The 11,396-nt window shown below is 45.0% G+C and carries 8 protein-coding genes; 4 read left to right on the forward strand and 4 right to left on the reverse strand.

Annotated elements, in window-relative coordinates; translation table 11 throughout:
• The first annotated feature begins 17 nt into the window (after positions 1 to 17).
• Both ygfK and RYL27_RS02555 read left to right on the forward strand, forming a co-directional pair.
• Positions 18 to 3,011: a putative selenate reductase subunit YgfK gene (gene ygfK / locus RYL27_RS02550; RefSeq protein ID WP_314965019.1), complete on the forward strand. Its 2,994-nt coding sequence runs from the start codon at positions 18 to 20 to the stop codon at positions 3,009 to 3,011.
• Between the two features lie 717 nt (positions 3,012 to 3,728).
• Positions 3,729 to 4,955 carry a polysaccharide deacetylase family protein gene (locus RYL27_RS02555; RefSeq protein WP_314965021.1) on the forward strand — a complete coding sequence of 409 codons (1,227 nt, stop codon included), beginning with the start codon at positions 3,729 to 3,731 and terminating at the stop codon, positions 4,953 to 4,955.
• A 249-nt stretch (positions 4,956 to 5,204) separates the two neighbouring features.
• Here the strand turns inward: RYL27_RS02555 and RYL27_RS02560 are convergent, their stop codons facing one another.
• The 3 genes from RYL27_RS02560 to RYL27_RS02570 form a co-directional block, all read right to left on the reverse strand.
• Positions 5,205 to 5,990 (reverse strand): YcxB family protein, encoded by a 786-nt coding sequence (locus RYL27_RS02560; RefSeq protein ID WP_314965023.1) that lies wholly within the window; start codon positions 5,988 to 5,990, stop codon positions 5,205 to 5,207.
• A complete protein-coding gene (locus tag RYL27_RS02565; protein ID WP_308580173.1) occupies positions 5,971 to 6,588 on the reverse strand; it encodes a flavin reductase family protein in 618 nt (205 codons plus the stop codon). Before RYL27_RS02565 ends, RYL27_RS02560 begins: the two co-directional genes overlap by 20 nt.
• Positions 6,589 to 6,651: 63 nt before the next feature.
• Entirely contained in the window at positions 6,652 to 7,038 is a 387-nt protein-coding gene (locus RYL27_RS02570; RefSeq protein WP_314965025.1) for a hypothetical protein, read from the reverse strand.
• Positions 7,039 to 7,206: 168 nt separating this feature from the next.
• Between RYL27_RS02570 and RYL27_RS02575 the strand changes: the two genes are divergently transcribed.
• Positions 7,207 to 8,688: a C69 family dipeptidase gene (locus RYL27_RS02575; RefSeq protein ID WP_314965028.1), complete on the forward strand. Its 1,482-nt coding sequence runs from the start codon at positions 7,207 to 7,209 to the stop codon at positions 8,686 to 8,688.
• Positions 8,689 to 8,741: 53 nt separating this feature from the next.
• Entirely contained in the window at positions 8,742 to 9,953 is a 1,212-nt protein-coding gene (locus RYL27_RS02580) for a DUF819 family protein (protein ID WP_183684824.1), read from the forward strand.
• A gap of 201 nt (positions 9,954 to 10,154) precedes the next feature.
• On the opposite strand, the gene RYL27_RS02585 is transcribed toward RYL27_RS02580, so the two are convergent.
• Positions 10,155 to 11,396 (reverse strand): ATP-binding protein (locus RYL27_RS02585; RefSeq protein WP_314965030.1); only part of this gene is annotated, 1,242 nt, incomplete at its 5' end.

The following is an 11,396-nucleotide window of genomic DNA, read 5'->3' on the forward strand; positions in this document are numbered from 1 at the left end:
CCGAAAAGGAGATTTCCATGAGTGATATTATGACCCCGATTCCCTTTGACAGATTGATGAACCGTATTTTGGTAGAGCATCAACAGGGAGCTGTTTTCGGTATGCAGAAATGCTACCAGGCAAAAAACCTTCAGCCAAACACTCTTTTTGGCAGAAAATTAGAAGGACAGATTGGACCTGCTGCAGGACCTAACACCCAGCTTGCCCAGAACATCGTTGCTTCTTACTACGGCGGCGCTCGTTTCTTCGAGTTAAAGACCGTACAGAAGATGGACGGTAGAGAGCTGGCAGCTTGTGTAGCAAAGCCCTGTATCACAGCAGAGGACGAGTGTTACAACTGTGAGTGGTCCACAGAGTTGGAAGTACCACAGGCTTTTGCAGAGTATGTAAAGGGCTGGTTCGCATGTAAGGTTATGGCGAAGGAGTATGATTTAGGCGATCCGGATGCTTTCCAGTTCAACATTTCCGTAGGATATGATCTGGAAGGAATCAAGCTTCCTAAGGTAGACCGTTTCATCAACGAAATGAAGGACGCTAAGGATACCGAAATCTTTAAGGAGTGTAAGGCGTGGCTTCTTGCAAACCTTGACCGTTTCCGGAAGGTAACCAAGGAAGATGTAGAGGCTATTCAGTCCGAAATCATCAACAGCGTTACCGTTTCCACCCTTCACGGCTGTCCTCCTTCCGAGATTGAGGCGATTGCTTCTTACCTGATTCAGGAAAAGCATTTGCACACCTTCGTAAAGTGTAACCCTACTCTCTTAGGATATGAAACCGCTCGTGCAATCTTAGACGAGATGGGCTACGACTACATCGCTTTCACAGACTTCCACTTTAAGGATGACTTACAGTACAGCGATGCAGTACCTATGTTAAAGCGTTTGCAGGAATTGGCAAAGAGCTTGAACTTAGCCTTCGGTGTAAAGATTACCAACACCTTCCCTGTAGATGTGAAGAACAACGAGCTTCCTTCTCAGGAAATGTACATGTCCGGAAAGTCCCTCTTCGCTCTTTCCATGTCTGTAGCGAAGATGCTGACCAGAGACTTTAACGGAAGCCTTCGTATCTCCTTCTCCGGCGGTGCGGATTACTTCAACATTGAGCGTATCGTGGAGGCCGGCATTTGGCCTGTAACCATGGCAACAACCCTCTTAAAGACCGGTGGATACCTTCGTTTCATCCAGATGGCTGAGCTTTTAGAGAAGAACCTTGCAAAGCCTTGGGAAAAGGTTGAGCTTTCCTTAGTGGAGAAGATGATTGCAGACGCTAAGAGCGATAAGCACTTGGTAAAGCCCGTTAAGCCCCTTCCCAACAGAAAGTCCGATAAGAAGGTTCCTTTGGTAGATTGCTATACCATGCCCTGTCGTGACCGTTGCCCGATCCACCAGGATATCACCAGCTACGGCCGCTTGGTAAATGAAGGAAAGTTCCAGGAAGCTTTAGAGGTTATCTTAGATAAGAACCCGCTTCCATTCATGACCGGAAATATCTGTACTCATACCTGTCAGTCTGCTTGTACCAGAAATCACTATGAGACAGACGTACAGATTCGTACCAACAAGTTAATCGCTGCAAGAGGCGGATATGATGCCGTTCTTCCCGGATTAAAGCAGGAAGGTGCTGTTCAGAAGAAGGTTGGTGTTATCGGAGCAGGTCCTGCAGGTATCTCTGCCGCTTTCTTCCTGGCAAGAGCAGGCGTAGAAGTTCATGTTTACGATAAGGACGCTGTAGCCGGCGGTGTAGTAGCCAACGTTATCCCCGGATTCCGTATCCCTGCTGAAGAAATTCAGAAGGACGTAAACTTAGCTAAGCAGTACGGCGCTCAGTTCCACCTTGGACAGGAAGTTAGCGATATTGACGCTTTCCGTAAGGAAAATAACTTTGACGCTGTAGTCGTTGCTATCGGTGCCCACAAGGAAGCTCCACTTGTTCTGGAAAAGGGAGAGGCTTACAATGCCCTTCACTTCCTGGCTGACTTCAAGGCACAGGATGGCAAGGTAAACTTAGGAAAGAACGTTGTTGTAGTAGGTGCAGGAAACACCGCTATGGACGTTGCAAGAGCTGCGAAGAGAAATGCAGGAGTAGAAAATGTTTATCTGGTTTACAGAAGAACAAAGCGCTACATGCCTGCGGATCAGGAAGAATTGGAAGAGGCTATTGAAGAAGGCGTAAACTTCCAGGAGCTCCTTGCTCCATTTACCCACGAGAACGGTAAGTTACTTTGCCACCGCATGGTACTCTCCGATGTGGATGCTTCCGGAAGACGTTCCGTTAAGGAAAGCGACGAAGTGGTTGAGATTCCTTGTGATACCGTAATCGCTTCCATCGGTGAGAAGGTAGACGGTTCTTTCTATGAGAAGAACGGCATCTCCGTAACTGACAAGGGACTTCCTGTATTAAAGAAGGAAAGCAATGAGACTTCCGTAGCCGGCGTTTATGCTGCAGGAGACGGTGCTTTCGGCGCTTCCGTAATCGTAAAGGCTATTGCCGATGCGAAACTTGCTTGCGAAGCAATCTTAAACAAGACCATCGGAACCGACCGTCCTTCTCAGACAACTGACGAGAAGATTTACGGAAAGAAGGGCAATCTTGTAGAGCCGGAGAAGGGATTAAATCCTGACAAGCGTTGTCTTGCCTGCGACCACATCTGTGAGAACTGCTGCGATGTATGTCCTAACCGTGCAAACTTCGCCATCAAGGTTCCCGGCGTAGAGATGCACCAGATTATCCACGTGGATTATATGTGTAACGAGTGTGGTAACTGTGAGACCTTCTGCCCATACGATTCCGCTCCTTACAAGGAGAAGTTCACCCTCTTCCACAGAGCTGAGGAAATGGAAGACTCCACCAACGACGGATTTGCATTCGTTGACAATGATGGAAATGCCATTGTTCGCGTAGGCGGCGAGAAGATGAACTACAAGGTAGGCGATAAGAATACAAAGCTCTTCTATCGTCTGGCTGAACTGGTAGATACCGTTTACAACGATTATTCCTACCTTCTGATTTAAGATTTAAAAGTATAAAAAAGACTGTAGAATAAGTTCTATATGCAGTTGCAGGTCTAAAGCTAAGGCGGGCTCTCACTGAGCTCGCCTTTTTTGTGATGGACTGTAAAAAGCAAAATACACTTTTTACGCCGTATAGGTCTAAATTTGGGGCACGCGCTTGCCAGCTTCGCCCTGCGCAGTGAAGAACTGCACTCGTTATAAGAAGGCGCTCTGATACAGTGTGTGTCTATAATTGGGGCACGCTCCCGCTAACCTCGCCTTCGTAACAGTACTAACTTCAAGCTTCGCTTTGCTTGCTTTCAGTAAGTACTGACGGGCTCAGATTGCCCCTATTATAGACACACACTGTATCATTCGCTTCAATTTTTGATTTTTACAGTTCTTCACTTCGCCGTTTTTTCGCAAGTATTGGGCTCAGAATCCCCCATATTCAGACCTATATTGCCGAAAATCTCTTTGCTATTTTGATTTTTTACACCCCATTTATTTTATTTCTTTCTCTTCTTTATTTTGTAACCAAATCTTCCCTTTTCTGTCTTTCCTAATGTGCTATCATTTTAAGGTGTTGTAATTTCTTAATTATTCTAATATTTTTAAGAATTCACAATAACCCGGGAACAAGTTGAGTGACAAAGCTAAGCTTCTAAAGCCTTCCATCGTTCTAAGCTTTAAGAAATAGAAGGAGTGATAGGAGCTTATAAATCTATAAGGAGTGTTATGATGAAAATGTTGAATCGAAATAAGACGAATCAAGCGCCTTCTTTTATGAAAGGAGCTCTTCTTTCTTTCCTCTTTCTTTGCTTTTTCGCCCTTCTCCCTTTATTCGGAGTAAGAAAAAGCTTTGCGGAGGAGCATCATTTGAAGTCCTACTATAGTTTATACGGAGCGGATACCGGCTTCCAAAGCTACAGTAACGATAGCCAAAGGCAGATGAAGTCCGGAAATTATCCCACCGCAGTAAAGATTCTTTTAAAGCATCAGCCGGAGGGAAGTACCGGTACCATTCAGTATCAGGTCAACATTTCCGGTAGCGGCTGGAGTAAAACCTATGAGAATGGACAGGTCGCCGGAGAAGGGCAGAGCATGCCTTTAGAGGGAATCCGCGTTTTCCTAAACGGCAATTTAAAGGATCAGTATGATGTGTACTACAAAACCGCTGTACTGGGCACCTGGCAGGATTGGGCGAAAAACGGAGAAGACAGCGGAAAAATCGGTGTAGGAATGCACATTGACGGTATTTTAGTCACTGTGGTAGCAAAGGGGGAAAGCCCCAGAGAGGAACAGCCGGAGCAGAGCCATAAGGTCTCCAAGAGCAATGTGGACGCTTCCAAGCCCATGGTTGCCCTGACCTTTGATGACGGTCCCGGAAAATATGAAGACCGTATTCTGGCAGCCTTTCAAAAGTATGGCGGAAAAGGAACCTTCTTCTTCGTAGGAACCCAGGCAGAAAAGTATCCTTCCGTAGTAAAGCGTGTGGCAGAGGCAGGACATGAAGTTGGTAACCACAGCTATAAGCATGAGAATCTTCCAAAGCTTTCTCAGGCAGGAGCAAGCCAGTCCCTGGCAAAGACCAACGAAATTTTAAGAAAACTTTCCGGTCAATCCGTTTCTCTGGTTCGCCCTCCCTACGGAGCTACCTCCGCCAGCGTTAAGGCCGCTTTACAAAGCCAGGGACAGCCTTCCATTCTTTGGAGCATTGATACCCTGGATTGGAAAACCAGAAACTCCAAAAGTACCATTAACACCGTATTACAGCACGTAAAGGACGGAGATGTCATCCTGATGCATTCTATCTATTCCCAAAGTGCCGATGCGGCAGAAGCTTTGATTCCCGCCTTACAGGAAAGAGGCTTCCAGCTGGTAACCGTATCCGAGCTGGCGAAGGCAAAGGGCGTAGACCTGCAGGCAGGACACAACTACGGCTCCTTCCATAAGAAAGGTTAATGTTCAAAGAAAAAAGGAAATAATAAAAGAGCTGAATCAGTAAAGACATCAGAAGGCTTTTCAGAAAAATAACTTCGGAATAAGGGGCAATCTGAGCCCGCGGGTTCTTGGCTTTTGTTTTATAAAAGCTTAGAACCCCTGCGAGGCGAGGTTAGCGGGAGCGTGCCCCTGTTTCGAAGTTATTTTGCATTGAAAAGCAAAAATAATAGTCTTTATTCAGCTCTTTTTATTTCCTTTTTTCTACTTAGATTACCTTCCCATAAGAAGGTTCTTCCGTACTGCCTCCAGGAAGTCCCTGCAGGACTCGCTGCAGCTGTCCTTGTCTACGGGAATCAGAGCATTGCCGCCGATATCCAAAAGATACAGTGTTTCCATATCTATGATGTTTTTCAGCTCTTCGTAGTATATAATCATACTGCTGCGTTCCGTCTTCATCAAAAAGTAGTTCTTATAGAAGGCGATGCTTACCGGTAAATTCAGCTTTTTATTGGAAGACCGATACAGATTCTGAAGTTGCCCCTTATAAAGATAAAACAGCAAAAATGGAACAAGAACCATAAGAATTACCATGCAAATGGCAAAAAAGCTATTTCCCATCCAATACTGAGTAAATGCCAAAAGGCCTAGAGCAAACCAAAAGATAAAAACCAATCCCCAGATTTTCTTCTTATAATAGGACATCATGAAACGAATAAACTTCTCTTCACCGGGCAGATATCCTGCGGTATATTCCGGAATCTTATCCCCTGCGCGGCGATAACGATGAAGCTCTTCCGTAGTCCATCTTCCGTTTTTCAGACTATCCACGTCCTGCTCTGAAGAAGTATTCTTCTGTCCTGCCTCGGTGATTCCTTCCTTGTTCTGTCCTCTTCTATCCTCAGAAAATTCTTCTTGATTTTTAGCCCTAAGCTTCTCGGATTCTTCTTCTATAAGATGGTACTGCTCCTCCTTGGATCTTCTGGCATTCCATCTGGCTAAGTCTTCGGAAAGCCCCACCAGCTCTTCTTCCATGTCTTTATTTTCTTCTGCTGCCATGCTTTTTCCTTTCTGTTCCTGCTGTCTTTTTCTTTGCTCCTTTTCGCACGGAAAATCCGAAGCTTCCCAAGACTTTTCCAAGACCGAAATATTGTCCGTGGGAATAAGCTAAAAGCTTTGCCTTTTCCAGTTGCAAGCGTTTCTTTTCATCCAATAAGGAAGAGTCTACATGAACCGCCAGGATTTCCGCCAAAAACAGGTCGTGACTTCCCAGCTCCAATACCTGCTTTACTTTACATTCCATATTTACCGGGCACTCTGAAATCATGGGAACGGAAAGCATTTTCCCCTCTTCCTGATGCAAATGCAGTTTTTCCCACTTATTGATATCTCTTCCGGAACGTACACCGGCCTCATCCGTTTCCCGTACCAAATCTTCCGTAGGAAGATTTACTACAAACTCTCCGGTTTCCATCAACATAGCATGGGAGTAACGCTCCTTTCGAACGGAAATGGATAGCATAGCCGGTGTGGAGCAAATGGTACCTGCCCAGGCCACCGTAAGCATGTTGCTTTCCCCTTTTTTATTTTGACAAGTCACCAGCACAGGAGGCACCGGATACAGCATATTTCCGGGCTTCCACATTTCCTTGGCCATAGAGCTTCCTTTCTTCCAAAACAATACAATTTATTGTATCGAGATTAGGATGGAAATTCCTCTTTATACGATAGGGGGATGATCCAAATAGGGGCCCACAAAAGCCAGGAAAAAGCTGAGAATTGCCGCTCCGAACAACATTGTCAGAACAATTCCCACCACAATGGCGATCAGCTGGGCTCTGGCAAAATTTCGAATATTCTTATTCTTCGTAGCTCCGAGACTCATGATAATCACCACAATAAGTCCTACCAGAGGAATCGCAAAAACCACCTGATACAGGAAGAAGTGAAGAGCCGGTACCACCTTAAGCTCCTCAGGCAGGTCTTCCTCGGAAATATCCCATGGCCCCGGCCTTCTTTCCAAAGTATCTCTGCTGTACTGTTTTTCCATGCTCTGCTGCTCTCCGCCCACAGTGCCGTTATTGTTCTCATATCCCTGCTCTTCCATAGTGCCTCCTTTATACTGTCCTTTTCCAACATTTTACCCTTCTCCAACCCTTTGTTTATACCATGAATCGGCTTTCGGTAGCAAGCGAAAGGCATTTCAAAACCATCGTTTGCTTTCTGAAATTGTGCATTATATAATAGAAAAAAACATTTGAAAGGAGAATTTGCTATGTCTTGTACAACAATTTTGGTTGGTAAGGATGCCAGCTACGACGGCTCCACTATGATCGCCCGTAATATGGATTCCGGTTCCGGAGAGTATACTCTGAAGAAAATGATTTCCGTTTCCGGTAAGAATCCTCCCAAGAAATACCGTTCCGTGCTTTCTCATGTGGAGATTCCTCTTCCGGACAAGGCACTGGATTACATTTGCTTCCCCAACGCCTTAAACGATAACGGTATCTGGGCAGGCGCCGGCACCAACAGTGCCAATGTCTCCGTATCCGCTACGGAAACCATTACCAGTAACGAGCTGGTGCTGGCAGCGGATCCCTTGGTAGTACTTCACAAGGAAGGCAGGGCAGAAATTCCCGGAGGCATCGGGGAAGAAGATATGGTAAGCTTGCTGCTGCCCTATATTCATTCTGCAAGAGAAGGGGTGCTTCGGCTTGGAGAGCTTTTGGAAAAATACGGTACCTATGAGATGAACGGAATAGCCTTCTCCGATACCAAAGAGATTTGGTGGCTGGAAACCATTGGCGGACACCATTTCATCGCCAAAAGAGTTCCGGATGATTCCTATGTGATGATGGCCAACCAGCAGGGCATCGACTCCTTTGATTTAAAGGATGCCTTCGGAAAGCAGGAATCCCACATCTGCTCCAAGGATTTAAAGGAATTTATCGCAGAGCATCATTTGAATCTTTCCTATGAGGAAGAGTTCAATCCAAGAGACGCCTTCGGCAGCCACTCCGATGCGGACCATGTGTATAACACTCCCAGAACCTGGTATATGCTGAAGACTTTGAATCCCCACTGCTTCCGTTATGAAGGGGAAAATGCAGACTTCACCCCGGATTCCGATGACATCCCCTGGAGCATGGTGCCGGAGAAGAAGATTAGTCCCATGGATGTAAAATACGTGCTCTCCTCTCATTTCCAAGGTACCAAATATGACTGCTACGGAAAATACGGAGATACGAGTCATGTCGGACAGTTCCGTCCCATCGGCATCGAGCGCACCTGCTTCCTGTCTCTCCATCAGAACAAAGAAGAAAAGATTAAGGATTTGGAGTGTATTACCTGGCTTGCCTTCGGAAGCAATGTCTTTAATGCCCTGATTCCCCTCTTTTCCTCCGTTGACAAGGTTCCCGCTTACTTCAGCACCACCAAGAAGGAAGTCAGCACCGACAGCTTTTATTGGAACAACCGGCTCATCGGCGCTTTGGCAAATGCTTCCTACGCCATCAGCCGTTTCCACGTGGAGCGCTATCAGAACTCCGTACAAGCCAAGTGCTATCAGCTGATTCTGGAGTGCAAGAAGGAAATTGCAAAGAAAAAGAGAAGTCAGGAAGAAATTCGAGCAATGCTGGAAGAATGCAATGAAAAGATTGCCCGTTGTGCCAAGCAGGAAACCGCCGAGCTTTTGGACAAGGTATTGTTTGAAGCCAGCAGCGTGATGAAAAACTCCTATTCCCGCTCCGACGCTTAGAGGCACTGCCCCACGATAAGAGGAAACTCCCCATTATAGAAAGAGGTATATTTATGACAACATTGATTTCCGCGGAAGATACTTGGGCGCTATGGACTATTCTGTCCCTTAGCGTGGCCATCTCTATCTATCTGGAACAAAAATATGTCTGGGCCAACAAGATTACCGGCTGTATCTTAGCCACAATCTTCACTTTGGTGCTGGCAAACCTGAACATCATCCCTACAGAATCACCGGTATATGATGCGGTATGGAGCTATGTAGTTCCCCTGGCGGTACCCCTGCTCCTCTTCAATGCCAACGTAAAAAAGATTTTAAAGGAATCCGGCAGAATGCTGGCCATCTACCTTCTGAGTAGTGCCGGAACTCTCTTGGGCGGCTTTGTTGCCTACTTTAGTTTGAAAAATGCTATCCCCAAGCTAAACGATATCATTCCTATGTTCGTAGGAACCTATACCGGCGGCGCGGTAAACTTCGTAGCCATGTCCGAGCAGTATGCTGTCCCGGGAAAAACCGTATCCGCTGCCATCGTTGCGGATAATCTTTTGATGGCGCTTTATGTTTTCGTTCTTATTTCCCTGCCCTCCATGGCCATCATCAAAAAGCTGTATAAGCAGCCCTATGAAGATGCCCTCTTGGCACAGTCCGAAGAGGACCGGGATAAAAACAAAACCATGGCTGCGAAGTTTTGGGGGGCAAAAAGCATTTCCCTAAAGGACATTGCCTTTGCGGTAGGCATTGCCTTTACCATCGTAACTGTTTCCACTAAGCTCTCCGGAGTCATCAGCGGTTTCTTCTCCGGAAAAGACGCCTTCAGTCAGTTTATGGGCGGTTTCTTCGGAAACAAATACCTGCTAATTACCACCATTACCATGATGATTGCCTCATTCTTCCCGAAGCAAATGTCTTCCGTGAAAGGCTCTCAGGAAATCGGTACCTTCCTGATTTACCTCTTCTTTGCGGTAATCGGTGCTCCTGCATCCATTCTTTTGATTATTAAAGAATCCCCACTGCTTTTGGTTCTGGCTTTGATTATGGTAGCGGTAAATATGATTATTTCCCTGATTTTCGGAAAAATCTTCAAGTTCTCCATCGAAGAAATCATCATTGCCTCCAATGCCAATATCGGCGGCCCCACAACAGCGGCGGCCATGGCGGTTTCCAAGGGCTGGACAGAGCTGATTATTCCGGGACTTTTGATCGGAACTTTGGGCTATGTGATTGGAAATTATCTGGGCATCTTTGTGGGAATGGTTTTGCATTAAACGAAATCTCACCTACTTTGCAAAAGAATCTCATTCTGCATAATACACAAAAAAGCAGAAGAACAAAACGCAAAAAAGCAGAAGAACAAAACACAAAGAAATCGGAAGAAACAGAAGAAAAAAGAGGCTTGCAAAAAATCAAAACTGTCTCCTATACAGCATGAAGACTATGGATATCTTGATTTTTTGTAGGCCCTTTTTCTAGTTCAGTAGCCAATCAATTAAGCTTACAACATGAATTCCCTCATATTCCTCGTCCAATGCTTTGTCTAAAGTAATCACCATTTTTGTATAATTATCGGGAATTTGCTGTAAAGGCTTCAATTCTCTGTTTCTTACCGTCTCCTCCAGCATGCTCTCTGTAACTTGTGCATAAAGCTTTTCATTGGCCTTTGTAGCAACGAAATCAAGCTCCAAACTGGCTATTTTCCCAATAGCAACATCATAGCCTCGACGCAATAATTCAAAATACACTATATTTTCCAAGCTATGTCCCCTATCTCTATCCCGAAAACCTAAGAGATAATTTCTTAATCCAATATCCACGATGTAATATTTCCCCAGAGTTCTCAAATACTCCTTTCCCTTAATATCAAATCGCTTGACTTCGTAGAACATAAAGGATTCTCTTAAAGCGCTTACATAAGCTGCTATAGTTTGGGTTGCCGGCCTCCCCTGCCTCTCACGATTTTCCAGCAAATTTTCCGATACCAGAGTATTGCTCACGGAATTTAAGGATGTAGTGTTGCCGATATTATCAGCTAAAAATAGTATGATTTTTCTAAGAAGCTCCGCATCCGTAATCTGCCGCTGTCCTCTTCTTTTTTCCCGTTCCAAGATGTCTCGAAGCACCACCGTTGAATAGATGCCGTCCAGCACAGTCATCACTCTATCTTGCTCCAAGCCAAAATCTGCAATTCCGGGCATTCCGCCATAGCGCATATAAGCATCAAGTAAATCTCTTGTTTCTGCGATTTCTCCATTTTCCTTCCAGGCACGTTTTTTTGTTTCCCCAATAGGGGTCTGATAGTCTTTCAAAATATAACCATGAAAGTCTATGAATTCCTTAAAGGACAACGGATACATTTTCACTTCTATATATCTTCCGGCCAAGTAGGTGGAATACTCCGAAGACAAAAGATAGGAATTCGATCCTGTAATATAAATATCGCAGTTAAAATCTACTCGAAAGGAATTAATCGCATTTTCCCATTGATGAATTCTTTGCAATTCATCAAAAAACAAATAGCTTCTTTGATTCTTCGAAATCTTTTTTTTCACATAAGCATATAAATCCTTATAACTCATTTCTTGAAATTCTAAGGATTCAAAATTGATTGCTATAATCTGCTCTTGTTTTACTCCCGAACGCAAGAGATGTTCCTGCATCAGCTTTAAAAGACTGGACTTACCACACCTTCTGATTCCCGTGATAACCTTCAC

Source organism: Oribacterium sinus (assembly GCF_963537195.1).
Lineage (GTDB): Bacteria > Bacillota > Clostridia > Lachnospirales > Lachnospiraceae > Oribacterium > Oribacterium sinus_A.

What these genes read in the sequence shown, in the direction of transcription:
- ygfK (WP_314965019.1), top strand. Translation starts at nt 18, where the DNA reads ATGAGTGATATTATGACCCCGATTCCCTTTGACAGATTGATGAACCGT.
- RYL27_RS02555 (WP_314965021.1), top strand. Translation starts at nt 3,729, where the DNA reads ATGATGAAAATGTTGAATCGAAATAAGACGAATCAAGCGCCTTCTTTT.
- RYL27_RS02560 (WP_314965023.1), bottom strand. Translation starts at nt 5,990, where the DNA reads ATGGCAGCAGAAGAAAATAAAGACATGGAAGAAGAGCTGGTGGGGCTT.
- RYL27_RS02565 (WP_308580173.1), bottom strand. Translation starts at nt 6,588, where the DNA reads ATGGCCAAGGAAATGTGGAAGCCCGGAAATATGCTGTATCCGGTGCCT.
- RYL27_RS02570 (WP_314965025.1), bottom strand. Translation starts at nt 7,038, where the DNA reads ATGGAAGAGCAGGGATATGAGAACAATAACGGCACTGTGGGCGGAGAG.
- RYL27_RS02575 (WP_314965028.1), top strand. Translation starts at nt 7,207, where the DNA reads ATGTCTTGTACAACAATTTTGGTTGGTAAGGATGCCAGCTACGACGGC.
- RYL27_RS02580 (WP_183684824.1), top strand. Translation starts at nt 8,742, where the DNA reads ATGACAACATTGATTTCCGCGGAAGATACTTGGGCGCTATGGACTATT.